The sequence below is a fragment of the Micromonospora sp. NPDC047467 genome (assembly GCF_040643095.1).
Classification (GTDB): Bacteria; Actinomycetota; Actinomycetes; order Mycobacteriales; family Micromonosporaceae; genus Micromonospora.
In genome coordinates this window covers 841,941-866,488 of sequence record NZ_JBEYTO010000001.1, presented here as the reverse complement: position 1 = coordinate 866,488, position 24,548 = coordinate 841,941, and the positions used below count along the sequence as shown (strand labels likewise).

The 24,548-nt window shown below is 72.8% G+C and carries 28 protein-coding genes; 10 read left to right on the top strand and 18 right to left on the bottom strand.

Annotation, left to right across the window (positions count from 1 at the left end; all coding sequences use genetic code 11):
• The first annotated feature begins 63 nt into the window (after positions 1-63).
• Positions 64-966, top strand: coding sequence for an RNA polymerase sigma-70 factor (locus ABZ780_RS03640; RefSeq protein WP_357483825.1), 903 nt, complete (start codon positions 64-66; stop codon positions 964-966).
• Positions 967-995: 29 nt separating this feature from the next.
• Here ABZ780_RS03640 and ABZ780_RS03635 read toward each other — a convergent pair whose 3' ends face one another.
• Positions 996-1,589 (bottom strand): XRE family transcriptional regulator, encoded by a 594-nt coding sequence (locus tag ABZ780_RS03635; RefSeq protein ID WP_357483822.1) that lies wholly within the window; start codon positions 1,587-1,589, stop codon positions 996-998.
• 75 nt (positions 1,590-1,664) lie between these two features.
• Between ABZ780_RS03635 and ABZ780_RS03630 the strand changes: the two genes are divergently transcribed.
• On the top strand, positions 1,665-3,230 hold the full coding sequence (locus tag ABZ780_RS03630) for a bifunctional NAD(P)/FAD-dependent oxidoreductase/class I SAM-dependent methyltransferase (RefSeq protein WP_357483819.1): 1,566 nt from the start codon (positions 1,665-1,667) through the stop codon (positions 3,228-3,230).
• Positions 3,231-3,466: 236 nt separating this feature from the next.
• Positions 3,467-5,137 carry a hypothetical protein gene (locus tag ABZ780_RS03625; protein ID WP_357483817.1) on the top strand — a complete coding sequence of 557 codons (1,671 nt, stop codon included), beginning with the start codon at positions 3,467-3,469 and terminating at the stop codon, positions 5,135-5,137.
• 81 nt (positions 5,138-5,218) lie between these two features.
• Here ABZ780_RS03625 and ABZ780_RS03620 read toward each other — a convergent pair whose 3' ends face one another.
• Positions 5,219-6,589 (bottom strand): hypothetical protein, encoded by a 1,371-nt coding sequence (locus ABZ780_RS03620; protein ID WP_357483814.1) that lies wholly within the window; start codon positions 6,587-6,589, stop codon positions 5,219-5,221.
• Between the two features lie 4 nt (positions 6,590-6,593).
• Positions 6,594-7,046 carry a hypothetical protein gene (locus ABZ780_RS03615; RefSeq protein WP_357483812.1) on the bottom strand — a complete coding sequence of 151 codons (453 nt, stop codon included), beginning with the start codon at positions 7,044-7,046 and terminating at the stop codon, positions 6,594-6,596.
• Between the two features lie 102 nt (positions 7,047-7,148).
• Here ABZ780_RS03615 and ABZ780_RS03610 point away from each other — a divergent pair, with 102 nt between their 5' ends.
• Complete coding sequence (locus ABZ780_RS03610; RefSeq protein WP_357483809.1) at positions 7,149-7,991, top strand: copper resistance protein CopC; 843 nt, start codon at positions 7,149-7,151, stop codon at positions 7,989-7,991.
• A 36-nt stretch (positions 7,992-8,027) separates the two neighbouring features.
• On the opposite strand, the gene ABZ780_RS03605 is transcribed toward ABZ780_RS03610, so the two are convergent.
• Positions 8,028-8,414: a DUF2267 domain-containing protein gene (locus ABZ780_RS03605; protein WP_357000212.1), complete on the bottom strand. Its 387-nt coding sequence runs from the start codon at positions 8,412-8,414 to the stop codon at positions 8,028-8,030.
• A gap of 178 nt (positions 8,415-8,592) precedes the next feature.
• Between ABZ780_RS03605 and ABZ780_RS03600 the strand changes: the two genes are divergently transcribed.
• From ABZ780_RS03600 to ABZ780_RS03585, 4 genes are all read left to right on the top strand, one after another.
• The gene (locus ABZ780_RS03600; protein ID WP_357000210.1) at positions 8,593-8,925 is read left to right on the top strand and encodes a nuclear transport factor 2 family protein; all 333 of its coding nucleotides are present in this window, start codon (positions 8,593-8,595) and stop codon (positions 8,923-8,925) included.
• A 127-nt stretch (positions 8,926-9,052) separates the two neighbouring features.
• Positions 9,053-9,385: an STAS domain-containing protein gene (locus ABZ780_RS03595; RefSeq protein WP_357000208.1), complete on the top strand. Its 333-nt coding sequence runs from the start codon at positions 9,053-9,055 to the stop codon at positions 9,383-9,385.
• Complete coding sequence (locus ABZ780_RS03590; RefSeq protein WP_357483806.1) at positions 9,385-9,807, top strand: ATP-binding protein; 423 nt, start codon at positions 9,385-9,387, stop codon at positions 9,805-9,807. The genes ABZ780_RS03595 and ABZ780_RS03590 overlap by 1 nt, the downstream gene beginning before the upstream one ends.
• Before the next feature lie 91 nt (positions 9,808-9,898).
• A complete protein-coding gene (locus tag ABZ780_RS03585) occupies positions 9,899-10,276 on the top strand; it encodes a nuclear transport factor 2 family protein (RefSeq protein ID WP_357483804.1) in 378 nt (125 codons plus the stop codon).
• Between the two features lie 16 nt (positions 10,277-10,292).
• Here the strand turns inward: ABZ780_RS03585 and ABZ780_RS03580 are convergent, their stop codons facing one another.
• From ABZ780_RS03580 to ABZ780_RS03550, 7 genes are all read right to left on the bottom strand, one after another.
• The gene (locus tag ABZ780_RS03580; RefSeq protein ID WP_357483802.1) at positions 10,293-10,778 is read right to left on the bottom strand and encodes a molybdenum cofactor biosysynthesis protein; all 486 of its coding nucleotides are present in this window, start codon (positions 10,776-10,778) and stop codon (positions 10,293-10,295) included.
• A gap of 94 nt (positions 10,779-10,872) precedes the next feature.
• Complete coding sequence (gene urtE / locus ABZ780_RS03575; RefSeq protein ID WP_357483799.1) at positions 10,873-11,565, bottom strand: urea ABC transporter ATP-binding subunit UrtE; 693 nt, start codon at positions 11,563-11,565, stop codon at positions 10,873-10,875.
• Positions 11,565-12,455 (bottom strand): urea ABC transporter ATP-binding protein UrtD, encoded by an 891-nt coding sequence (gene urtD / locus ABZ780_RS03570; RefSeq protein ID WP_357483796.1) that lies wholly within the window; start codon positions 12,453-12,455, stop codon positions 11,565-11,567. Before urtD ends, urtE begins: the two co-directional genes overlap by 1 nt.
• Positions 12,452-13,639, bottom strand: coding sequence for an urea ABC transporter permease subunit UrtC (urtC, locus tag ABZ780_RS03565; RefSeq protein ID WP_357483794.1), 1,188 nt, complete (start codon positions 13,637-13,639; stop codon positions 12,452-12,454). Before urtC ends, urtD begins: the two co-directional genes overlap by 4 nt.
• Positions 13,636-14,523 (bottom strand): urea ABC transporter permease subunit UrtB, encoded by an 888-nt coding sequence (gene urtB, locus ABZ780_RS03560; protein WP_357483792.1) that lies wholly within the window; start codon positions 14,521-14,523, stop codon positions 13,636-13,638. Before urtB ends, urtC begins: the two co-directional genes overlap by 4 nt.
• Positions 14,524-14,598: 75 nt before the next feature.
• A complete protein-coding gene (gene urtA / locus ABZ780_RS03555) occupies positions 14,599-15,843 on the bottom strand; it encodes an urea ABC transporter substrate-binding protein (protein WP_357000188.1) in 1,245 nt (414 codons plus the stop codon).
• A 417-nt stretch (positions 15,844-16,260) separates the two neighbouring features.
• Positions 16,261-17,343, bottom strand: coding sequence for a substrate-binding domain-containing protein (locus ABZ780_RS03550; RefSeq protein WP_357000186.1), 1,083 nt, complete (start codon positions 17,341-17,343; stop codon positions 16,261-16,263).
• A 96-nt stretch (positions 17,344-17,439) separates the two neighbouring features.
• Between ABZ780_RS03550 and ABZ780_RS03545 the strand changes: the two genes are divergently transcribed.
• Complete coding sequence (locus ABZ780_RS03545) at positions 17,440-17,901, top strand: MarR family transcriptional regulator (protein ID WP_357483789.1); 462 nt, start codon at positions 17,440-17,442, stop codon at positions 17,899-17,901.
• A 182-nt stretch (positions 17,902-18,083) separates the two neighbouring features.
• Here ABZ780_RS03545 and ABZ780_RS03540 read toward each other — a convergent pair whose 3' ends face one another.
• The 6 genes from ABZ780_RS03540 to ABZ780_RS03515 form a co-directional block, all read right to left on the bottom strand.
• Positions 18,084-18,806: an urease accessory protein UreD gene (locus tag ABZ780_RS03540; protein ID WP_357483786.1), complete on the bottom strand. Its 723-nt coding sequence runs from the start codon at positions 18,804-18,806 to the stop codon at positions 18,084-18,086.
• Positions 18,806-19,504, bottom strand: a complete 699-nt coding sequence (ureG, locus tag ABZ780_RS03535) for an urease accessory protein UreG (protein WP_357483783.1) — start codon at positions 19,502-19,504, stop codon at positions 18,806-18,808. Before ureG ends, ABZ780_RS03540 begins: the two co-directional genes overlap by 1 nt.
• Before the next feature lie 61 nt (positions 19,505-19,565).
• On the bottom strand, positions 19,566-20,327 hold the full coding sequence (locus tag ABZ780_RS03530) for an urease accessory UreF family protein (protein WP_357483780.1): 762 nt from the start codon (positions 20,325-20,327) through the stop codon (positions 19,566-19,568).
• Positions 20,327-22,030: an urease subunit alpha gene (locus ABZ780_RS03525; RefSeq protein ID WP_357483777.1), complete on the bottom strand. Its 1,704-nt coding sequence runs from the start codon at positions 22,028-22,030 to the stop codon at positions 20,327-20,329. The genes ABZ780_RS03530 and ABZ780_RS03525 overlap by 1 nt, the downstream gene beginning before the upstream one ends.
• Entirely contained in the window at positions 22,027-22,365 is a 339-nt protein-coding gene (locus ABZ780_RS03520; RefSeq protein ID WP_357483774.1) for an urease subunit beta, read from the bottom strand. Before ABZ780_RS03520 ends, ABZ780_RS03525 begins: the two co-directional genes overlap by 4 nt.
• Positions 22,362-22,664, bottom strand: coding sequence for an urease subunit gamma (locus ABZ780_RS03515; protein ID WP_357000165.1), 303 nt, complete (start codon positions 22,662-22,664; stop codon positions 22,362-22,364). The genes ABZ780_RS03520 and ABZ780_RS03515 overlap by 4 nt, the downstream gene beginning before the upstream one ends.
• Positions 22,665-22,990: 326 nt before the next feature.
• On the opposite strand from ABZ780_RS03515, the gene ABZ780_RS03510 reads away from it, so the two are divergent.
• Positions 22,991-23,395, top strand: coding sequence for a hypothetical protein (locus ABZ780_RS03510; protein WP_357483771.1), 405 nt, complete (start codon positions 22,991-22,993; stop codon positions 23,393-23,395).
• Here ABZ780_RS03510 and ABZ780_RS03505 read toward each other — a convergent pair.
• Complete coding sequence (locus tag ABZ780_RS03505) at positions 23,392-24,546, bottom strand: LLM class flavin-dependent oxidoreductase (protein WP_357483767.1); 1,155 nt, start codon at positions 24,544-24,546, stop codon at positions 23,392-23,394. The two genes, ABZ780_RS03510 and ABZ780_RS03505, sit on opposite strands and share 4 nt — an antisense overlap.
• Positions 24,547-24,548: the final 2 nt, after the last annotated feature.

Below are 24,548 nucleotides of genomic sequence, written 5' to 3'. Positions count from 1 at the left end.
ACAACAGGCGGCGGATCGGTGTCTTATGCGGAGACGTCCCGATCGAGGAGACAGGAGCCGCGCGTGACCAGCACGTCGGATGGGCAGTGTCCGGACCCGGCCGTCGAGGCGTTCGTCGACCACCGCAACCTGCTCTTCACTGTGGCGTACGAGATGCTCGGCTCGGCCGCCGACGCCGAGGACGTCCTCCAGGAGACGTGGCTGCGGTGGGCGGACGTCGACCTTTCCACGGTGCGGGACCAGCGCGCCTACCTCGTCCGGATCACCACGCGTCAGTCGCTCAACCGGCTGCGGACCCTCGGCCGGCGCCGGGAGTCCTACGTCGGCTCGTGGCTTCCCGCGCCGCTGCTGACCGCGCCCGACGTCGCCGAGGACGTCGAGTTGGCCGAGAGCGTCTCGATGGCGATGCTGCTGGTGCTGGAGACGCTCGGCCCCACCGAGCGGGCCGTGTTCCTCCTGCGCAAGGTGTTCGACCTGGCCTATGACGAGATCGCCGAAGCCGTCGACAAGAGCCCGGCGGCGGTCCGCCAGATCGCCCACCGGGCGCAGGCACATGTAGCGGCACGTCGGCCGCGCGGGATCGTCTCCCGGGCCGAGGCCCGACAGGCGGTCGAGGCGTTCCGCCGGGCGGTCGAGACCGGTGACCTGCAAGGGCTGCTCGACATCCTCGCACCGGACGTCGTGCTGATCGGCGACGGTGGTGGGATCCGGCAGGCGATCCCGCGGCCGATCATCGGAGCCGTCAAGGTGGCCCGCCTGCTGACCGCGAGGCCGGACCTGGTCGCCGACCTGTCGGCGGAGCCGGTCGAGGCCAACGGCTATCCGGCATTGGTTCTGCGACTCGACGGCGAGATCGACGCGGTCGTAGCGCTGCGCATCGACGACGGGCTCATCACCGAGCTGTACGCCGTGCGCAATCCGGAGAAGCTCTCGCACATGCGGCAGGAGACCGCCCTGCGCCGCTGACTCCGGCCGGGCCAGCGCCCCGACCCGCGCTACCGCTTCTCGGCGGCGGCGGGGCGGGCGCGGACGTGCAGCCGCTCCCCCTGCGGCCCAAAGAGAATGAGGGCCTCGGCGGCACCCGGGCCGGGATTGAGAATGCGGTGCGGGATCCGGGTGTCGAACTCGGCCACCTCCCCCTCGGTCAGCGTCAGGTCGTTTTCACCGAGCAGCAGGCGCAACCGGCCGGAGAGCACGTAGAGCCACTCGTAGCCCTCGTGCGACTGCTGGTTCCGCTCGCCGGCCGGGCCTTCCGGCGGGAAGATCACTTTGAACGCCTGGACGCCACCCGGTCGGCGGGTCAGCGGCAGGAACGTGATGCCGTGCCGGACGATCGGCTTGGGGCGTACCCGGGGGTCACCGGTGATCGGTGTGTCCACCAGCTCGTCCAGCGGCACCTGGTGGGCCCTCGCCAGCGGGAGCAGCAGCTCCAGGGTGGGCTTGCGGGTTCCGGACTCCAACCGGGAGAGGGTGCTCACCGAGATGCCGGTCAGCTCGGCGAGCTGGGTCAGGGTCGTCCCACGCTGGTGGCGCAGGGCGCGCAGCCGGGGGCCGACAGCGGCCAGCGCCGCACTGTCCTCGTTTGCCATAACGGCAAGGATAGTTGCCGCCGGGGCGACGGCGGCGGATGGTGGAGGCCAGCCGACAGCTAAGGGGAAAAACCGGTGAGCGAGACATACGACGTAGTGGTGGTCGGCGGGGGCGCGGCCGGGCTCAGCGCAGCCCTGTCGCTGAGCCGGGCGCGACGGTCGGTGCTGGTGATCGACTCGGGCGAGCCGCGCAACGCGCCGGCCGACCACGTGCACAACTACCTGGGCAGGGAGGGCACCCCGCCGGCCGAGCTGATCGCGGTCGGGCGTGCCGAGGTGGCCGGGTACGGCGGGCAGTTCCGCGCCGGCCGGGTGGAGGCCGTCACCCGGGACGACGACGGGTTCCGGCTCACCCTCGACGACGGCGCGACGGTGCGGGCCCGCCGGCTGCTGGTGGCCACCGGGCTGAAGGACGAGCTACCCAACGTGCCCGGGGTGACCCAGCGGTGGGGCCGTGACGTGCTGCACTGCCCGTACTGCCACGGCTGGGAGGTCCGGGACCGGCGGATCGGCGTGCTGGCGACCGGGCCGATGGCCGTATACCAGGCCGAGATGTGGCGACAGTGGAGCCCGAGTGTGCTGCTCCTGCTGCACGACGCCCCGACTCCGGACGAGGAGACGGCCGAGCGGCTCGCCGCACGGGGCATCGCCGTGGTGCCGGGGCCGATCGCCGCGCTGGAGGTGACCGGGGACGCGCTGACCGGCGTACGCCTCGCCGACGGCCGGGTGGTGGCGCTGGACGCGGTCGTGGTGGCGCCCCGGACCGTCGCCCGCGCCGACCTGCTGGTCGGGCTGGGCCTGGCCCCGGAGGAGGTGACGATCGCCGGGCACGTGATCGGCACCCAGATCCCGACCGACGCGGTCGGAGCCACGACGGTGCCGGGCGTGTGGGTGGCCGGCAACGTGGCCGACATCCGCGGCCAGGTGATCACGTCCGCCGCGAACGGCCTGATGGCCGGTGCGGCGATCAATGCGGACCTGATCGCCGAGGACACCCGCGACGCGGTGGCCGCGTACCGGCAGACGGTCGCCACCGCCTTCGAGGAGCCGGCGTGGGAGGAGCGTTACCAGTCCAAGCCGGTGGTGTGGAGTGGTCGGCCGAACCCCCAACTGGTCACCGAGGCCGCCGACCTGACCCCCGGTCGGGCGCTGGATGTGGGCAGCGGGGAGGGCGCCGACGCGGTGTGGCTGGCCGAGCGGGGTTGGCAGGTGACGGCGGTGGACATCTCGACCACCGCCCTGACCCGGGCGGCCGAGCACGCCAAGGCCGCCGGGGTCGGTGACCGGATCGAGTTCACGCACGTCGACCTGCGCGAGAAGCCGCCGGCCGAGCAGGCGTACGACCTGGTGTCGGCGCAGTTCATGCACCTGCCCCCGGAGCCCCGGCGGGAGTTGTTCGCCCGACTGGCCGCCGCGGTGGCCCCCGGTGGCGTCCTGCTGATCGTCGGGCACCACCCGTCGGACCTGTGGACGTCGGGGCACCGCATGCACATGCCGGACATGATGTACACCGCCGAGGAGGTTGCCGCGTCGTTGGACCCGACCCAGTGGGACGTCCTCGCCAGCGAGGCCCGACCCCGCCCCGGACCGGAGCCGGACGTCACCTTCCACGACGCGGTCCTGGTGGCCCGCCGCCACTGACCCGTCCACCAACCCGTGACATCGATCATGGCGTCGTGCTACACGACAAGAGCGGCGGATCAGGGCCTTCCGGGCACCACGACGCCATGATCGACCAGGGCGGGGACGGTTCGGAAATCGGGATCGGGGCGGGCCTTCGCACGGGGGCGGGTGCGGCGGTAGCGTTGCGCGACACTCGCGGCCCGCGGGGGGTGCACCGCCCGCCCCGGCGCCCCCGATCGTACGGAGGATGGTGCATGACCATCGGCGCTGAGCCGCTCGCAGCACGCGACGACGCGGCCTCGCGGCCGAGCTTCGAGCTCGCCCTGCGCGGCTACGACAAACGCCAGGTGGACCGGCACCTGGAGCAGCTCGATGGTCAGATCGCGATGCTCAGCGGTGAGCATGGACGGTCCGCCGTGCGGGTCCGCGAGCTGACCGCCGAGGTGCAGCGACTGCGCGCCGAACTGGCCGAGCTGCACGAGCAGCCGGTGCAGGTGGACCGCGCCTCGTTCCAGGATCTGGGCCCGATGGTCGCGGAGATCCTGACCCTCGCCGAGAAGCAGGCCGCTCTCATCACCGAATCAGCCACCGACCGGGCGAACGAGCTACGCACCGAGGCGGAGCGGATCCTCACCGACACCCGCGAGCGGGCCGCGCAGGCACGCCAGGACCTGTCCGAGGAGGTGGCCGCGCGACGCGCCGAGCAGGAGCAGGCGTACGAGGAGCGGCGCAGCGTGGCCGAGGCCGAGCTGACCACGATCCGGGAGCGCGCGGAGCAACTGCGCTCTGACGGTGAGGCCGCGTACGAACGCGCGCAGCACGAGGCGAAGCGCATCACTGAACAGAGCGCGCAGCAGCTCAACCAGACCCGGGTCGCCGCCGACGCCCTGATGAAGTCGGCGCGCACGCAGATCCAGCAGGAGGTCCAGACGGCCCGGGCCAAGAGCCAGCAGGAGATGGCCCAGTGGCAGGCCGGGGTGGAGCGTGAGGTCGCCGAGCGGCGCACCGCCGCCGAGCAGGAGATCGCCGAGCTGAAGGCCGCCTCCCAGGAGGAGCTGGCCGAGCAGCGCCGGTCGACCGAGCAGCAGATCGCGTCGCTGCTGGCCGAGGCGCAGCAGCACGTGACCGAGCTGCGTAACCGGGCCGACGAGCAGGCTGCCAGCCACCAGGAGCAGCTTGCCGCGCTGCAACAGGAGATCGAGGAGCGCCGGCAGGAGTCGACCCAGCTGCACGCCGAGTTGGAGACCGCCGAGCGGCAGCTCGCTGAGATCCGCATCGAGGGCGAGACCCTGGAGAACGAGCTGTCCCGCATGCAGCAGCGGCTCGTCGAGGTCCGCCGGGACCTCACCGCCGAGGCGACCAGGCTGGACGAGGCCCGCCGGGCCGGAGATTCCGCCGAGCGGCACGCCAAGGACGTCCGTGCCCGGGTGCAGCGGGAGGCGAAGCGGGTGGCCGACCTGGCCGCCGCCGCCGTGATGGCCGCCGCCGCCGGTGGTACGGAGACCGCGGAGTACCCGATGGTGGGCGCCCGCCCCCACCCCGGGCCCTCCATCGTCGACCGGCAGAGCGCACCTCAGGCCGGTGTCGAACGCCTGGGCCCGGACCGGCCCGCCGACGTCGCCCAGACCGACGGCGACCGGCCCGACGGCCAGTTCGCCGGCGACGCGTCGCGTACCGGCCAGTTCGGTGACGACCAGCCGCGTGCCGACCAGATCGGCGACGACCAGTCGCGTGCCGACCAACCCGGTGGCGAACGGTCGGACGCGCCGACCGTCGCGGACGACACGTCCGACCGCACGGTCGCGTCCGAGGAGCCCGGCGACGACGCCGACCGGTTCCTGTCCCGGCCCGACGCCGACCCGACGCCGGTGCCGTTTCTGGCCTTCGGGCAGCCGGTCAGCGAGAACGGCGCCGGACGGCACTGACCTCGACGACGGTCGGCCCGGTCCGCGCGCGAGGCGATGACGCGCGGAGCCGGGCCGCCGGCCGCGTCGAGGCTGGCGGTCCTAGCCGGCGTAGAGCAGCAGCAGGCCGGCGACGGTGTAGGCGACCATCAGCGCGAGCAGTGGGAGCTGACCGGCCACCGCTCGCGCCCGGGGGAACAGATACAGGGCGCGGTCGTGGGCGAGCAGCGTGCCGAGCAGGTGCCCGAGGATGATGACGGTGATCTGGAGACTGGCCACCCCGGACGGGGTGACCAGCGCGGTGTGCGGCTGCCAACCGGCGGTGCCGAGCCAGTCCGCGCCCGTGTCCAGGGGGTCGGAGAGCAGGGCGACGGTGCGCTGACCCTCCAGGATCAGCAGCGAGTAGTAGTGCGCCACCACGTACCCCACCGCGATCGGCACGATCGAGTGGGCGATCTCCCCAGCCGCTCGCCGAGCCGAGGCCGCACCATCGGCCGAGGCCGCGCCGCCGCCCGGACCGGCCCGGCCGATGCGGGCCGCGGCGGCCACCGCGACGAGGTACGCCACGGCGACCACACCGATGACCAGGACCAGCCCGGCGCTGCCGGTGACCGCCGGGGGCAGACCGTTCTCCTGGACGAAGCGCAGCCAGGCCGGCGCGTTGGAGAGACTGTCGAACATGGTCGAGCCGAGCAGCACGATCACCACGGCGACCAGCCCGGGGCGGGGTCGTAACCCGGCGATGCCGTCGAGCGGATTGCGCCACACCAGCACCCCGTCGGCGGCCCGGCCGATCGGGGCGAGCCGGCCGACCAGCGCGCTGTAGACCTCGAACGGGTCGGCCCGGTCGAACCAGGTCGCGCCGAACAGCACCGCACCGGCGAGCATGACCACGGCGTACCCGGCGAGCCACGCGCCGATCACCGGCAGGGTGGCCCGGTCCGGCGCGACCAGCTCCAGCCAGACGAACGAGAACAGGGTGACGGCGGCGGGCCAGAGGCCCAGACCGGGCGGCAGGTCGCGGACGCCGCGCGCCGGATCCCGCCGCGCCGCGAGCGCGACGAGAAGGTGCACCGTACGCAGTGGATTGACCGCACGCCAGACCGGGCCGAACAGCAGCGAGACGGGCACCAGACCGACCCAGAGCAGCACGTAGAGGGCGCCGGCCGTCGGATTGTCGGCCGTGTCCGGCCCTCTGAGCAGGCCCACGCAGAACCAGCCGGCGGCGAGCAGCCCCAGCCCGCGCAACACCCCCAGGAACGCGGGGGCGTCGACGAGTCGGGCCAACCAGTCCGGCACCGGTCGGCCGCCGGTCGCGTCCCGGTCCAGGCGCGGCTCGCGCCAGAGCACGCCCAGCGCGACGAACGTGACGACGAGGGTCAGGGCCGCGGCGACGACGAGCTGCGCCAGCGTGATCGGCAGGTCCTGCCGGCCGCCGACGCCGTGCGCCAACAGCACCGGAGCGCCGCTCATCCGCTCAGCGCACGACGAGCTGGAACAGCACCAGCTCGGTCTCGTGCGTCTCCACCTCGAACAGTCCGGTCTTGTCGGCGCGGAACTGCACGGAGCCGGGTACGCCGGCCGGCAGCCGGGCACCCAGGTCGTACCCGTGCACGTGCAGTTCGTCGGCCGTGTCCGAGGTGACCGTGATCCGGACCAGCTCGCCCTTGCCCACGGTGACCCGGCCGGTCGGCGGGTTGACCCGTCGCTTCGCGATGGTCACGGTGATCTCCCGGTCGACCGTGGGCGTGCTGGCGGTGGGGCTGTCCGCCGCGGTCGGGGTGGTGCTCGGTACGGCGGACGTCGGTGCCGCCGAGGGGGTGGCCACGGACGGGTCGTCGCCCTGCCCGCACCCGGTGGCGAGCAGCGCGGTGACGAGACCGGTGGCGAGGGCGGCGGAGAGGCGGGAACCGGGGGCACGGACGTACACGGGCGGACTCCGAACGACGCGAGGGGACGGGTGTCGAGATGATCGTCGGGGAGGTGAACTCTACGTCTTGTTCGGCACCTGGGAAATGACCATGATGAACGAATGCGATCGAGGTTGGCCACTGCCCGTCACGTCCTGAGCCGTGCCGCCGCGGCGCTGGTCGCGGTGCTGGCGGTGTCGCTGCTGTTGCCCGCCGCTCCGGCGTCCGCCCACGGGCAGTTGGCGACCTCCACCCCACTGACCGGCACCGTGGTCCGGCAGCCGCTGGCCCAGGTCGGCTTGTACTTCACCGAGAAGCCCGCCGCCAACGCGCACTTCACCGTCACCGGGCCGGACGGGAAGCGGGTGGACAACGGCTGGTCGTTCGGCGAGCCGAAGCGACTGGACAAGCCGGTCCAGGAGTACTTCATGGTCAACGGCGTCTTCGAGCCGCGGCTCTACCACACCGGGTTCCCGGCCATGGTGGCCGTCGCGCACTGGCCGGCGAAGGGGAGGTACACCGCCACGTACCTCTCCGTCGCCTCCGACGGCGAGGCGGTGCGGGGCAACGTCACGTTCGACTACCAGGGTCCGGGCACGGCGGCTCCGGCCGGTTGGACGGCCCCCACGGACGAGCCGGCCCCCGCCCTGCTCGCCCTGATCGAGGGCACCGCATCGGCGTCCCCCGCGCCCGGTGCGACCGGCACCCCGGTGGCCCAGCCTGCGGCGTCCGAGCCGGACGGAGGGGTTCCGCCATGGCTGTTGCCCGCCGCGGTCGTGGTGGTCGTCGGCGCGATCATCGTGGTGGCGGCCCGCCGCAAGCCGGCACCGGCCCGGTCCGGTGGCGCCGCCCGCCCGGGTGGACGAACGAGCCGCAAGCCGGCACCGCGCCGATCCGGCACCGCTGCCCGCCCGCGAGCGGGAACGAGCCGCCGACCGGCTCGCCGCGGCCGCCCCCAGGGCTGACACACCGTCCGGGGCCGGCGAGACCGGCCGGCCCGGTCAGGGCCCGTGCGGCAGCGGCTGGGCCAGAGCCCGCAGGTCCGCCGGGAGCTGGGACAGTGCGTCCTCGAACTCCCGGTGCCCGACCACCCGGTGCATCGTCTGGAGCACCGCCCGCACTCCCCGCTCGGCTCCCGGCCGGTCGGTGCCGGCGCGCTCGGCCACCCGCCGCAGGAACTCGTCGAACCCGAACGCCTCCGGCGGTTCGGCGGCCTTGACCAGCAGCGGGCTCAGCTCGGCGGCCAGGTGGGGAGCCAGCGCGGCAGCCTCGCCGCCGCTGAGCCGCTCGGTGAGCGTACGCAGAACGGCCTCGGTCAGCGGGCGTGCCTGCGCCGGCGGGACACCCGCCCGTGCCGCAACCTTGTCGACGAACGTCAGCTCGGCCATGCCCCCGCCCTTCCCGTTCCGGAGACGCGTGGCTACCCGGGCGCACCTGCGGCAAACCCCGGTGCGACCGGCACGGTTCTGTCGGTTGCTCCCCGCCCCGCCAGCCCCGTCTCGTACGGTGAGGTCGGACCGGGACCACGGCGGCCGCCCAAAGCGGCCCGCGCCGCAGGAGGAGTAGATGGCGGTCGACCTGCCCGACGTGATCGACCGGTACTTCCAGGCCATCGGCGACGGCGACGTGGACGCGTTCGTCGCCTGCTTCGCGGACACCGCGAGCGTGGCCGACGAGGACCGGCTCTACGACGGCCGCGCCTCGATCCGCTCCTGGCGGGAACGAACCGTGGCGGCCTACTCGTACACCGCCGAGCCGGTGCGGGTCACTCCCCAGGCCGGCGACTCGTACCTGGTCCTCACCCGGGTTTCGGGCGACTTCGCGGGCAGCCCGATCGAACTGCGGTACCGGTTCACGCTCCGCGGCGACCTGATCGGCGCCCTCGACATCCGCCCGTAGCGACCGGCTGACCGGCGCGAACGGCCCGTTTGCGGAACGTCGCCGAACGGACGAAGCGCCCCACCGGCAGACGGGTGACATGATGTGCCGACAACAGCTGTCACGACGAGGAAGGTGCTGCTGTCTCATGGCGCACTTCGAGGCCCGCACGTCCGCGGCACCCGGGCGGATCGTGGTCGAGCTGACAGGTGAGTGCGACCTGGCGGCCCAGGGTGAGCTGACCACCGTGCTGTCCGCGGCGGTCCGCGCCGCGCCGGTGGTGGTCGTCGACGTGGGTGGGTTACGGTTCCTCGACTCCACCGGCCTGCACGGCCTGGTGACCGCCTATCAGGCGGCGCGGGCGGAGGGCCGGCATCTCTACGCGGTGAACGCCGCCGGGCCGGTCGCCGCCGTGCTGGACATCACCGGCATCGGCAACCTGCTGCGCCCGCCCGCCGACGACCCGCGGTTGGCGGGCTGATGCCGGCCGACCGGCGGGAGACCCGCACCGTGGCCGGGCAGTCGACACCCCCGATCGTCGACACCATGACGTACGAGGTGGCGACCGACCTGCGGGCGCTGCGCACCTTCGTCGGCGCCGAGGCCCTGGCCCGGGGCCTGTCGCCGCAGCGGGTGGAGTTGCTGACGCTGGCGGTCAGCGAGTTGGCCACCAACACGTTGCAGCACACCACCGGTGGGGGTCAGGTCCGGCTCTGGGCCGAGGGGGGCCAACTGTTCTGCGACGTGGTCGACCAGGGGCCGGTGCGGGCGCTCGGTCGCGGGATGCCCACCGCCGACGCGGTACGAGGTCGAGGGCTCGCCATCGTCGAGCAGGTCTGCGACGAGGTGGCCGTGCTCAGCGACCCCGACGGGACCGTGGTGCGGATCCGTCTGGGCATGTGAGCACGGCCCGCGCCGCGCCGCACCCGTACGAGCCGGGCCGGCTGCCACAATGCGGTCAGCCCGGAGGACGCAGACCAGGAGGGATGGCACCATGCCGGACAGCGAACGCGAGGCGGAGCTGCTCGACGCCGAGCGCACCCTGCAGGCCGCGCAGCGGGCCGGCGACGTCGCCGCCCTCGACCAACTGCTCGTCGACCAGCTGATCGCGGTCGGCCCCGACGGCCGCCAGTTCACCAAGCGGGAGGACCTGGCCGCGCACCGGGACCGCACCTCGGTCATCGAGGACCTCGTGGAGGAGGAGCTGGATCTGCTCGTCGCCGGGTCGACCGGGGTGACGTTCTTCGTCGGCCGGGTCACCGGGAGGTTCAACGGTGAGCCGGTCACGGCGCGCCTGCGCTACACCCGGACGTGGGTCCACGACGACCCGCACGGATGGCGCGTGCTGGCCGCACACATCAGCCCCGTCTGACCCTGGGGCGTGGACGCTAGGACGCGGGCGCCCGTTCGACGGTGACGTCGATCGGGCCGACGCGCAGCAAACCGTCGTTGAGGGGCGTACAGCGGACGCCACCGGTGGTGCGCAGCGCCTTCCACGCCCCGGGGCCGACCGTGACGTCCATCCACGCGCACGGGCGGGCCGCGCGGTTCACCCGCAGGCTGACCGGGCCGTCGCCGGAGTCGAGGACGAGCACCTTCCCGATCAGCTCGTCCACCGCGATCCCCGTGGTGAGGACGTTGCGCCGCACCTGCGCCAGGCCGATGCCGGCGGGCAACGACTCCTGGGCGATCACCGTCACGCTGGCGTCGCGGTGCGCCGGCTTGCCGAAGTAGCGGTCGCCGACGATGCCGAGGCCCGCCCGGATCTGGACGACGTCGACCAGCTCACCGGGCGGGGCCGGCGCCGGGCCGTCGGCAGGCCGGCCCAGGAAGCGATGCACCGGCGAGGCCAGCAACTCGACGATCCGCGACATGGGAGGAATTCTACGAACCGGGCACCCGTCGCCGCCGGGATGTGGGCTGACGGGTGACGGCGATGCGCCGCGCGACGGCCACGCCGGCCTCGGCTCAGACCGCCAGGGCCGCCCGGACCTCCCCTTCCGCCGTGACACCGCCGTCGCCGCGCGAGGTGACCCGACCGGATTCCAGCACGTGGTAGCGGCTCGCCACCCGCAGCGCGAAACCCAGGTGCTGCTCGACGAGGAGCACGCTGAAGCCGGGTTGCCGGGTCAGCTCGACGATCCGCTCCTGGATCTCCGCGACGACCGACGGCTGGATGCCCTCGGTCGGCTCGTCGAGCATCAGCAGCCGCGGCCGGGTGATCAGCGCGCGGGCGATGGCCAACTGCTGGCGCTGACCACCGGAGAGCAGCCCGGCCCGTCGGCGCAGCAGCGGGCGCAGCGCCGGGAACAGGTCCAGCACCTCCGCCGTCGCCACCGCCCCGTCGCGCCTGCCGTCGGCGACCAGGCGCAGGTTCTCTGCCGCCGTCAGGTGCGGGAAACACTGCTGACCCTGCGGGACGTACGCCATCCCGCGCGCCACCCGCTCGTGCGGGCCGAGCCGGGTGACGTCCTCGCCGTCCAGCTCGACGGTGCCGGCGCTCGGGCGCAGCAGGCCGGCCGCGACCCGGAGCAGGGTGCTCTTGCCGGCGCCGTTGTGCCCGAGCACCGCGGCCACCCCGTCGGGCGGGACGGCGAGGTCGACCCCGTGCAGCACCCGACTGCGCCCGTATCCGGCGTGCACCCCACGCAGGGTCAGCATCATGCCTCCAGACCGCTGGGGGCCGACCCGGCGTCGACCGGGTGACCAAGGTAGACCTCCTGCACGCGCGGGTCCGCCTGGACCTGCGCCACCGTGCCCTCGCTGAGCACCCGGCCGGCGTGCAGCACTGTGACGCTGCGGGCGAACCGGCGCAGGAAGTCCATGTCGTGCTCGATCACGACGACCGTGCGGTCCCGGCTCACCGTCTCCAGCAGCGTGCCGGTCGCGTCGCGTTCCTCGTGGCTCATCCCGGCGACGGGCTCGTCGAGCAGCAGCAGCCGCGCGTCCTGCACCAGCAGCATGCCGATCTCCAGCCACTGCTTCTGGCCGTGCGCGAGCGTCCCGGCGAGCTGCTCGGCCCGCCCGGTCAGTCCGATCGTGTCCAGCGCGGCGGCAACCTCGTCGGGGATGCCACGGCGGCGACGGGCCAGGGTCGCCCAGCTGCGCCGGGCGCCCGCCGCGATGTCGAGATTCTGCACCACCGACAGCTCCTCGAAGACCGTCGAGGTCTGGAAGGTCCGTCCGATGCCCAGCCGGCTGATCCGGTGCACCGGGCGACCGAGCAGCTCCTGGTCGCCGAACCGGACCGAGCCGGTCGCCCGGACCAGGCCGGTGACCGCGTCGACCAGCGTGGTCTTGCCGGCGCCGTTGGGCCCGATCAGAAACCGGATGTCACCGGCAGGCACCTCCAGCGAGACGCCGTCGACGGCCGTGAACCCGTCGAAGCTCACCCGTAGGTCACGGACGGACAACCCGTCCAGCCGGTCGCCGATCATGCCGTGCTGGCCGGGCACGCGCTCACGGCCCTCGCTGCGCTCGGTGCGCTCGCTCATGCCGTGCTGGCCGGGCACGCGCTCACGGCCCTCGCTGCGCTCGGTGCGTTCGCTCATGCCACCGGCACCTCCGTCCGCTCCGCGCGCCGTCGGCCCTGCGGCGACCACCCGCGCCGACGCGGTCGCGCGCCGTCGTCGCGGCGGCGGGCCAGCGCCCACAGCGACGCCAGGCCGCCGGGAAGGAACGCGACCACCACCACGAAGAGCAGCCCCTGAAGGTACGTCCAGGTGCCGGGAAAACGCTCGGAGAGGGCGGTACGCGCCCACGCCACCGCGACCGCGCCGAGCACCGGGCCGAGCAGGGTGGCCCGGCCACCCACCGCGACCCCGATGACGAACTCGATCGACGGGACGATGCCGATCAGCGCCGGCGAGATGATGCCCACCGCCGGCACGAACAGCGCACCGGCCAGCCCCGCCATGCCGGCCGCGACGACGTACGCGACGAGTTTGACCGACGCCGGGTCGTAGCCGAGGAAGCGGACCCGTTCCTCGCCGTCGCGGACCGCCACCAGCAGTTCGCCGTAGCGGCTGTGGATGAGCTGGCGCGTCAGCGCGAGCAGCGCCAGCAGGACACCGGCGATGATGAAGTAGACCATCCGCTGGTTGACCGGGTCGTCCAGGTCGTAGCCGAAGAAGCCCTGGATGTCGGTGAGCCCGTTGGTGCCGCCCGTGGTGCCCTGCTGGCCGATCAGCAGGATCACCATCGCGGCGGCGAGGGCCTGGCTGAGGATGGCGAAGTACGCGCCCCGCACCCGGCGACGGAACACCAGCGAGCCGAGCCCGAACGCGACAGCCATCGGCAGCAGCACCGTGGCGGGCAGCGCGAACCACGGGCTGGCGAACGGCCGCCACCACACCGGCAGTTCGTCGAGCTGCCCGTACAGCTGCATGAAGTCGGGCATCCCGCCGGGACCCGCGTCGGCGAGCTTGAGGTGCATGGCCATCGCGTAGCCACCGAGGCCGAAGAAGACGCCCTGGCCGAGCGTCAGCATCCCGCCCCGGCCCCAGGCGATCCCGATGCCGACCGCGACCATGGCGACGCAGAGGTACTTGGCGAGCAGGGACAGCCGGAAGTCCGACAGCACCAGCGGCGCCACGGCGAACAGCAGCGCCGCGCCGAACGCGAAGCCCGCCGCCGTCCGCAGCCTTGACCGGCCGCCTCGCCGGCCCGGCGGTACGGCGCTCACGGGGGCCGGGCGGGTGGCGGTGTCCGGCGGCGCGGGTGTCACGGCGGTCATGCGAGGCTCCTGGTCCGCAGGGTGAACAGGCCCTGTGGTCGCCACTGGAGGAACGCGACGATCGCCACGAACACGATCACCTTGGCGACACTGAGGGTGGTCAGGTACTCCCCCGTGGCCTGGAGCACGCCGAGGGCGAAGGCGACGATCACGCTGCCCTTGAGCTGGCCGATCCCGCCGACCACGACGACCAGGAAGGCGTCGATGATCAGGTTGGTGCCCATGGTCGGGCCGATCGGGCCGAGCAGGGTGAGCGCGACCCCGGCGAGCCCGGCCAGGCCGGAGCCGATGAAGAAGGTCGTCCGGTCGACGCGGGCGGTGGGGATGCCGGAAACTGCCGCGAGGTCGCGGTTCTGCACGACGGCGCGGATCCGACGCCCGAGCGGGGTGAGCCGCAGCGCCAGGGTGAGCGCCGCGACGGCGGCCAGCGCCAGGGCCAGGATGAACAGCCGGTTGTTGGCGACGGTCAGCCCGCCGGGCAGCGCCACGTTGCCGGTGAGCAGCTCCGGCGCGCGGGTCTGCACGTTCGGGCTGCCAAAGACGTCGCGGGCCAGTTGCTGCAGCATCAGCGACACGCCCCAGGTGACCAGCAAAGTGTCCAGCGGCCGGGCGTAGAGCCGGCGGATCAGCAGGACCTCCAGCAGCACACCCATCGTGCCGGCCACCACGAATGCCACCGGCAACGCGACAAGCAGCGACCAGCCGGCGCCGGTGATGCTCTGCTGCAACACGTAGGTGGTGTAGGCGCCGGCCATGATGAACTCGCCGTGCGCCATGTTGATCACGCCCATCTGCCCGAAGGTCAGTGCCAACCCGAGCGCGATGAGCAGCAGCACCGCGCCGATGCTGATGCCGGTGAAGAGTTGACCGAAGAGGACTGTCACGGTGCGTACTCCGAACTGCTGGTCGGGTGGCCCGGGCGGGCCGCGCGGCAACACGCCCCGCCCGGGCCGGCGTCGTCAGCTCAGGCCGCTCGCCCACGGGTAGCTCTTGAGGTACGGGTCCGGCTCGACCGGCTTGCCGGAGTTCCACACCTCGGTGATCAGACCGTCGGCGCCGATCTTGCCGATCCGGGCGGTCTTGGAGATGTGCTGGGTCTCTCCGTCGACGGTCACCAGGCCCTCGGGCGCGTCGAAGGTGATCCCGTCGGAGGCGGCACGGACCTTCTCCACGTCGAACGCGCCGGCCTTCTCGACCATCGCCTTCCACAGGTACACCCCGACGTACGCGGCCTCCATCGGGTCGCTTGTCGGCTTGTCCGCGCCGTACTTCGCCTTGTACGCGGCCACGAACTTCGCGTTCGCCGCGCCGGGCGTGGTCTGGTAGTAGTTCCAGGCCGTCAGTTGGCCCTGCAGGTACTGCGTGCCGATGCCCTTGACCTCCTCCTCGGCGATCGACACCGACACCACCGGCATCGCGGCGGCGGTCAGGCCGGCCGACTTGTACTCCTTGAAGAAGGCCACATTGCTGTCACCGTTGAGGGTGTTGAACACAGCGGCGGCACCGGACGACTTGACCTTGTTGACGATCGTGCCGAACTCGGTCGAGCCCAGCGGGGCGTAATCCTCGCCCAGCACGCTCATCCCGTTCGCCGCCGCGTACGCCTTGATGATTTTGTTGGCCGTCCGGGGAAAGACGTAGTCGCTGCCGACCAGATAGACCGACTTGACCCCTTGCGCCTTGAGGTAGTCGAGCCCGGGAACGATCTGCTGGTTTGTCGTCGCTCCGGTGTAGAAGATGTAGGGCGACTGTTCCAGCCCCTCGTACTGCACCGGATAGAACAACAACGCCTTGTTCTTCTCGAACACCGGCTTGACCGCCTTGCGGCTGGCCGACGTCCAGCAGCCGAAGACGGCCGCGACGCGATCCACGGAGACGAGTTTCTCGGCCTTCTCGGCGAAGGTGGGCCAGTCCGAGGCGCCGTCCTCACCGACCGGCTGGATCTTCCTGCCGAGGACGCCACCGGCCGCGTTGATCTCCTCGACCGCGAGCATGATGGAGTCGCGGACGGTGACCTCGCTGATCGCCATGGTCCCGGAGAGCGAGTTGAGCAGGCCCACCTTGACGGTGTCGCCGGAGATGTCGGCGCTGACGCCGGCCGCGCCGCCCTCGTCGCTGGTCTTGCTGCCGCACGCGGTCATCGCTGCCGCGGCGACCAGGGTCATGGCACCCGCCAGGATGCGGCGGCCCCGGAATAGTGACATCAATTCTCCCTGCGATGCAGTTGAAGTGGCGAATGGACGGTCGGTGCGGTCCGTGGAGCTGAGGCGGGCGATGCCGGGTGCGACGGGTGGACGCCGACCGGGCACCGACTCGGATATGGGCACCGAAAGCGTTGACCGGCATCATTGCGCCAATGTTTCCCGGTCCTTAATTGACTGTTTCCGCGCTGGTGGACGGTACGCACGCAAAAACGGCCGACACCGCGACTGGAAAAGCGGTGTCGGCCGTTCAGGAATCTAGGGAATAGCGTCGCCACAATCGTCGGTGATCGTTTTCACCGATGGGCGAGCACATTGGCGACATCCGGCCTCGCAGACCGGATACTTCACGCAGGAAGCATCTTAGGGCGCGGTTGGGTGCGGCTGTCAAGGGCCTGCCGCACGGGCGGGGGCCGCCGGTCAGAGTTGGGCGAGCACGGTGAAGTCGAGCCCGTCGGCCTCGGCCAGGTAGATCCGCTGGCGCACGTGCCGCCGCCGCAGCCGCAGTCGCCCCCGCGGCCCGTGGTAGGCCACCGTGTCGGCGGCCGTCTCGATGGCCCGCACGTCCAGGGTGCGCGCCTGTCCGATGAGGGCGGCGAGCAGCATCACACCCTCGTAGCAGGACTCCCCCAGGCTGCCCAGCGGCGGCGCCTCCACTCCGAAGCGGCGGGCGAACTCCCCGTGGAAGTCGAGGTTCTCCTGGGTCACCAGGCCGGCGAAGAAACCCGCCGTGCTGTAGAGCCGTCTCGTCGCGCCGACGCCGCTGGCCAGCAGCATGTTCTCGTCCATGAGGGTGCTCAGGCGCAGACAGCGCTGGTCCAGACCGGACCGGGCGAACGCCCGGTTGAACCGCACCGCGTCCGCGCCGACCAGCAGCATCAGCACCGCGTCGGCCTCGCTGTGCTCGATACGGCGCAGCACCGCGTCGAAGTCGTGCGCCTCCAGCGGCAGGAAGCTCTGCCCCACCACACGACCACCAGCACGCAACGCGTACCGCTGCGCGGCCCGCGCGGTGCGCCGGGGCCACACGTAGTCGTTGCCGACCACGAACCAGCGACGTACGCCCTGCTCCCCGGCGAGCAACCGGATGGCCGGCCACAGTTGAGCGTCCGGCGTCTCGCTGGTCAGGAAGACCCCCTCGGTACGTTCACCGCCCTCGTACAGGGCGGTGTAGACGTAGGGCACCCGGTGCGCGACCCGGGGCGCCAGCGCCTGACGCACCGACGAGATGTGCCATCCGGTCACCCCCTGCACGGCCCCCACCGACACCAGCGCCTCGACCTCGGCGGCCACCTCGGCTGGCGGAGCGCCGCCGTCGACCGGGATCAGCCGCGCCTCCCGGCCCAGCACGCCACCGCACCGGTTGATCTCCTCGACCGCGAGCTGGGCGCAGAGTTCGCAGGTCGGGCCGAACATTCCCGCCGGCCCGCGCATCGGATACACCAGCGCGATGCTGACCACCGCCGAATCGACGGTGAGCCACGGCGCTGCCAGCGCGGACATGAGCACATGATTGCCCGGTCCACGTCGGAAGACCAGAGCTCGGCACTGACCGGGATCACTCGGTAACATGACGGTGCCACCGGACCAGGGAGATCCATGTCAGACGTGCCCGGGGCGCCAGCCGACCTGCTGCGCTCGCTCACTCGCGCCGAACGGCTGCTCTCCCGCCGCTTGGGTGCCGTCCTCGCCGACGACGGGCTGACCATCGAGGCGTGGCGGGTGCTCTGCCTGCTCGCCGACGGTCAGGGCCACCCGATGAGTGAGGTGTCCGCCGAGGCGTCACTGCCGCCCGGCACCCTCACCAAGCTGGTCGACCAGCTCGTCGACCAGAACCTCGTCTTCCGCCGCGTGGACGCGCTGGACCGTCGGCGGATCCGCGCGTACCTGACGGCCCGGGGCCGGCGTGAGCACGAGCGCCTCGATCAGCGGGTCCGCGCCAGCCTGGCCGAGCTGGGCGCACCCGAGGGCGCCGACCTGATCAACCAGCTCGACGACCTGATCGGCCGACTCGACCCGGCCCGCCACCGCGACCGCGCCGACACGGTCGGCTCGCACTGACCCACACCCGCACCGACGGGCGACGCCCGGCGCACCTGCGGCCGGCGTCGAGGGCGGACACCACCGGGAGCGATATACCTGTGGGTCATAGTTATGACCCACAGGTATATCGCCGTTGAGGGGTACCGGCCTCGTGGGTCCCCGGGCGAGCCAGCGCGCGGCGAGCCAGCGCGCGGTCAGCCCTAGACGGTGAGCTGCGCCCGCAGGGTGTGTGCGTCGGGGGCCGTCGCGCTCCACAGTGTCGCCGGGCCACCGGCCAGCGGTAACCGGGCGACGCTCCGGTAGGCCCGCACCTGTGCTGGTTCGGCGGGGCGCGACGGGTCGACCACCAGCAGCGAACCGGTGGCCGGCGCGCCGCCGAGCACCGCAGGGCCGGCCCAGCCGGGCGCGTGCGGCCCCACGGCCAGCGACTGCCGCAGCAGCGGCCGGTCGTCGTAGTCGACCCGCGTGTGCACGACGGCGCTGCCGGGCTCCTCACCGAACCGGCCGCAGATCAACTCGTCCCGCCAGCGCAGGCTCGCCCCGGCGGCCAGCTCCACGTGGGACTCGGCGAGGTGCGCGCACCCGGCCGCCGCGACCAGTTGCTCCGGCAGCCAGTGCAGCGTGGCTCCGGCGTGCACCACCGCCCGCACGACCATCCGGGACACGGCGCCCGGACGGCCGGGTAGGGCGACCGACGCGGCGACCGTGTGCAACCGGACCGCCGCCCCGGGCCCCACCTCGATGTCCAACCGGAGGTCGTCACCGGCCAGCGGGCCGGCGGCGCCCCCCACGACGTACACCGTGGGGGTGCCGTTCCGGGCCGGGGTCTGACGCAGCAGCAGCGGCGTCTCGCCGTGCACCTCGACCAGCGCCGTGCCACCCCTGCCGTCGGCCCGGGCCACCAGTCGAGCGAGCGCACGCATCAGGTCCGGCGGCCCGGTGCGGCAAGCGGGTGCAGTGCCGCGTGGTGGGCCAGCTCGTGCCGGATCCAGTCGGCGACCCGACCCGCTGTCGGATCGGCCACAATGGACAGGAAGAGGGTCGGCAGGTCGCCCCGCCGGGCGCGGGCGTCCCGGTCCATCACCGCCAGGTCGGCGCCCACCATCGGCGCCAGATCGGTCTTGTTGATCACGAGCAGGTCGGCGGCGGTGACTCCCGGCCCGCCCTTGCGCGGCACCTTGTCCCCGCCGGCCACGTCCACCACGAAGATCTGCCGGTCGACCAGGCCCCGGCTGAAGGTGGCGGTCAGGTTGTCGCCGCCGCTCTCCACCAGCACCAGGTCCAGCGGGCCGACCGCCTCGGCCAACTCGTCCACGGCATCCAGGTTGGCGCCGATGTCGTCCCGGATGGCGGTGTGGGGGCAGCAGCCGGTCTCCACCGCGCGGATGCGCTCCGGATCGAGCACGCCGGCCCGCTTGAGGAAGTCGGCGTCCTCGGTGGTGTAGATGTCGTTGGTGACCACGCCGAGCCGCAACTCGCTGGCGAAGGCCCGGCAGAGCGCGGCCACCAGGGCGGTCTTGCCGGAGCCCACCGGTCCCCCGATGCCGACCCGCAGGGCCCGACCGGCTCGCGCCAGCGGCGGGTGCGGGTCCACCCCCGGTTCCGGATGGGTGTGCGGCACGGACTCGTCGTGCGGCACAGCGGTCGGCCCGGCGGCGGGCACAGCAGTCGGTACAGCGATGTCAGGACGCAAAGAGACGCACCTCCCAGGTGGCATGCACTTCGGCATGGATGTCGGCGAGCGGAGCGGCGGCGGCCGGCAGCCGCTCCGGTGGATCGTCGGCGGACCGGGCCGCCTCGGCGGCGGTGCCGTCGCAACTGTCGGCGAGGCCGACCAGCAGGGCCTGGACCTGGTACGGGTCCAAGCCGAGCAGGCGCACGCCGGCACTGGCCGCACCGGTCACCGTGCCGTACGCGGCGATGGTGGCGGTTTCGGTGCGACTCAACCCGGCGGCGGCGCAGAGCAGCCCGAGGACCAGCGGCTGGTGCGCTCCCCCGGGTGTCGTGGGCAGGTCGGCGAACGCGGCGTCCGGCCAGATCGTCCGACCGGCGCGCAGCAGCGCCCGGCCCTGCCTGCGGGACACCGCGCGCAGCGCCGGGGAGGCGGTCCGCGCGTCCAACTCGGCGTCGAGCCGCGCCAGGATGGCCCGACGGCGGACTGACCCGGCCGGGGTCGACGCCGCGACCGGATCGGCGCGGTCGGCCGCCCCGGCGCCGTCGGCCGCCCCCGCGCCGTCCGGTGCCACCGCCCGGTGTGCCGCCGCAGCGAACGCCGCACCGACCAGCCCGGCGGTGGCCAGGCGGCCGAGCAGGAACGCCCCCAACGAGGCCAGGTCGCCGACCCGGCCGGCGGCGACGGCCGCCTCCAGGCCGCCGGAGTGCGCGTGCGCGCCGGCCGGGAAGCGCCCGTCGGCCAGTAGCAGGAGCAGGCTGGACGTGGCCATCAGAACAGGAAGTACCGCTGGGCCAGCGGCAGCCGGGACACCGGGTCCGGTTCCACCACCTGCCCGTCGATCCGGACGGTGAACGTGTCCGGGTCCACCTCGATCCGGGGCATCGCGTTGTTCTCCGGCAGGTCGGCCTTGCCCCGGGACCGTACGTCGGCGACCGGCACCACCCGACGCCGCACGTCCAGGCGCAGCCCGGCCTCCAGCGCCGCCGGAGCCACGAAGGTCAGGCTGGTGGCCGCCGCCGCAGCCCCGTACGCCCCGAACATCGGGCGCGGCAGCATCGGCTGCGGGGTGGGGATCGACGCGTTGGCGTCACCCATCTGGGCGTACGCGATCATGCCGCCCTTGATGACCAGGTGTGGGCGTACCCCGAAGAACGCCGGGTCCCAGAGCACCAGGTCGGCGAGCTTGCCCGGCTCGACGGAGCCGATCTCCCGTTCCAGCCCGTTGGCCATCGCGGCGCAGATGGTGTACTTCGCGACGTACCGTCGGGCGCGGTGGTTGTCCGCCGCGCCGTCGCCCGGCAGCGCGCCCACCCGCTCCTTCATCACGTGCGCGCTCTGCCAGGTCCGCAGGATCACCTCACCGACCCGGCCCATCGCCTGCGCGTCGGAGCCGATGATGGAGATCGCCCCGAGGTCGTGCAGCAGATCCTCGGCGGCCATCGTGGACGGTCGGATGCGGCTCTCGGCGAAGGCCAGGTCCTCCGGCACCGACGGGTTGAGGTGGTGGCAGACCATCAGCATGTCCAGGTGCTCGGCGAGGGTGTTACGGGTGTACGGCCGGGTCGGGTTGGTCGACGACGGCAGCACGTTCGGCTCGCCGGCCACCGTGATGATGTCCGGCGCGTGCCCGCCTCCGGCGCCCTCGGTGTGGTACGAGTGGATGGCCCGCCCGCCGATCGCGCGCAGAGTGTCGGCCACGAAACCGGCCTCGTTGAGCGTGTCGGTGTGGATCGACACCTGGACACCGGAGGCGTCCGCCACCCGCAGGCAGGCGTCGATCGCCGCCGGGGTGGTCCCCCAGTCCTCGTGCAGCTTGAAACCGCCCGCCCCGGCCCGCAACTGCTCCCAGAGCGCCTCGGTGGAGACGGTGTTGCCCTTGCCGAGCAGCAGGACGTTGACCGGCAGGGTGTCGAGCGCCTCGTGCATCCGGGCCAGGTGCCACGCGTTCGGGGTGACAGTGGTGGCTCGGGTGCCCTCGGCGGGGCCGGTGCCACCGCCGACGAGCGTGGTGATGCCGCTGGCCAGCGCCTCGGTGACGATCTGCGGGCAGATGAGGTGCACGTGGGTGTCGACCGCGCCCGCGGTGAGGATCCGACCGTTGCCGGCGATCACCTCGGTGGCCGGGCCGATGACCAGGTCGGGGTGGACGCCGGGCATGGTGTCCGGGTTGCCGGCGCGGCCCAGGGCGACGATCCGGCCGTCGCGTAACCCGACGTCGGCCTTGACCACTCCCCAGTGGTCGAGCACCACGGCACCGGTGATGACGGTGTCGAGGGCTCCCTCGGCGCGGGTGGCCCGGGACTGCCCCATCGACTCACGGATCACCTTGCCGCCGCCGAAGACCACCTCGTCGCCGCCGACACAGTGGTCGGTCTCCACCTCGATGAGCAGGTTCGTGTCGGCGAGCCGGATGCGGTCGCCGGTGGTGGGCCCGTACAGGTCGATGTAGCGGTCCCGCCGCACGGCGCTCACCGCGCCACCCCCGGGGTCGTACCGGCGTCGTCCAACTGCCCGGCGCACGCGCCACGCAGACCTGGCACGATGCGCGCACCGCCGAGCGGGACGAGGTCCACACTGCGGTTGACGCCCGGCTCGAAGCGGACCGACGTGCCCGCCGGCACGGCGAGCCGCTGCCCCCAGGCCGCGTCCCGGTCGAAGGCCAGCGCCGGGTTGGTCTCGGCGAAGTGGTAGTGCGAGCCCACCTGCACCGGCCGGTCGGCGGTGTTCACCACCAGCAGGGTGGTCACCGGACGGCCGGCGTTGATCTCGACCGGGCCGTCCGCCGGCAGGATCTCCCCGGGGATCACGGGATCGGGTGGTGCACCGTCACGAGCTTGGTGCCGTCCGGGAACGTCGCCTCCACCTGCACCTCCCTCAGCAGCTCGGGGATGCCGTCCTGGACGTCGTCGCGGTCGAGCACGGTCCGGCCGGCCGACATCAGGTCGACCACCGACCGGCCGTCGCGGGCGCCTTCGAGCAGGAACACGGTGATGAGCGCGACGGCTTCGGGGTAGTTGAGTCGCAGGCCGCGCTCGCGGCGACGGCGGGCGACATCGGCCGCGACGTGGATGAGCAGGCGGTCCTGCTCGTGCGGGCTGAGGAACACGGGATCTCCCGGTGGGATCGGCGTGCCCGGCTCGCCGGCTCCGCGCGGAGCCGCACCGGGCAGCGACACACCCCGGGGTACGAGCTGGAGTCACACGACCGCCAGGCCCGCTGCCGACGGGGTGACCCGGGACTCCACCATCCCGGCCCGCGCGACGAGCACCCGGCGGCTTCCGGTCGGATGCGGACCGCACCGCCCACCGCTTGAGCAGACCGTAGAGGACCACCACCGGCCGGGGCAACAGTCCGCTCGGGATCACGGCCGCCCCCGCGACGGTGGGTACGGGTGCTCATCGCGTACGGCGTCGCACAGGGGATGATCACCCGGTGACGACGACCAGAGGTACCCAGAAACTGCTCGGCGCGTTGTTCCTGGCGGTGGCCACCGTCGGGGTGTGGCTGCTCTGGCTGGGCTGGGACACCGAGTACACGGTCGACCCGGAGACCAACTCGACCAGCGGCCCGTACGAGCCGTGGCAGGTGATCGGCTGCGTGGTGACGCTGGTGCTGCTCGCCGCCCTGGCCGGAATGCGGCTGAGCCCGTGGCTGGTGGCGCCGGTGATGACTGTCGCCTTCACGGCGGCCTGGTCATGGCAGGCCGCGTCGACCGACGACAGCGGGTTGTGGGCGGTCGGTGCCGTTCTGATGCTGATCGGCATGGCGGCCGGCAGCACGGCGGTGAGCCTCGCGGGGCGGCGCATCGGCCGACGGCGGGCCAGCCGGAGCCGCTAGGGCACCGGTTGCCCGGCGAAGGGCACGTCGACGTGCTCCGCTGCCGGCTGGCCGTCGGGGTGCCGCCACAGCCCGCGCTCGTGCAGGATCGGCAGCACCCCCTCCCCGAACCAGTACGCCTCCTCCAGGTGCGGATAGCCGGAGAGGATGAACTCGTCGATGCCGAGGGCGTGGTATTCGGCGATCCGGTCGGCGATCTCGGTGTGGCTGCCCACGAGGGCGGTGCCGGCGCCGCCACGGACCAGCCCGACGCCGGCCCACAGGTTGGGTGCGATCTCCAGTCCGTCGCGGGAGCCGCCGTGCAGGTCGAGCATCCGGCGCTGCCCCTCGGACTCGCTGCGACGTAGCCCGTTCTGCACGGCCTGGATGTCGGCCTCGGCGATGCCGTCGAGCAGGCGGCGAGCCTGCGCCCAGGCCTGGTCGGCGGTGTCCCGGGCGATGACGTGCAGCCGGATGCCGAAGCGCAGCTCGCGCCCGGCGGCGGCGGCCAGCGACCGGACCCGGTGCAGCTTCTCGGCGACCAGGGCCGGAGGTTCGCCCCAGGTGAGGTAGACGTCGCTGTGCCGCACCGCCACCGGTAGGGCGGCGGCCGACGAGCCACCGAAGTAGACCGGCGGCGTCGGGTCGGGCAGCCGGTGCAGCCGCGCCTGCTCGACCCGCAGGTGGGTGCCGGTGTGGTCGACCGTCTCACCCCGCCACAGCGCACGCACGATGTGCAGGAACTCGTCGGCCCGCGCGTACCGGGCGTCCTTGTCCAGGAAGTCGCCGTAGGCCCGCTGCTCGTGGGACTCGCCGCCGGTGACCACGTTGAGCAGCAGCCGGCCCCGGGACAGCCGCTGGAAGGTGGAGGCCATCTGGGCGGCCAGGGTGGGTGCCAGCAGCCCGGGTCGGAAGGCGACCAGGAACTTGAGGCGTTCGGTCACCTCGGTGAGCATCGCGGTGCTCAGCCAGGCGTCCTCGCACCAGGCGCCGGCCGGGGTGAGTGCGCCGACGAAGCCGAGTTGCTCGGCGGTGCGGGCGATCTGCCCGAGGTAGGCGACGCTGGCCGGTCGGGCACGCCCGGCGGTGCCGGCCGGCATGCCGTGTCCGCCGCCGACGATGTCCCTGCTGTCGCCGTTGGTGGGCAGAAACCAGTGGAAGGTGAGGGTCATCT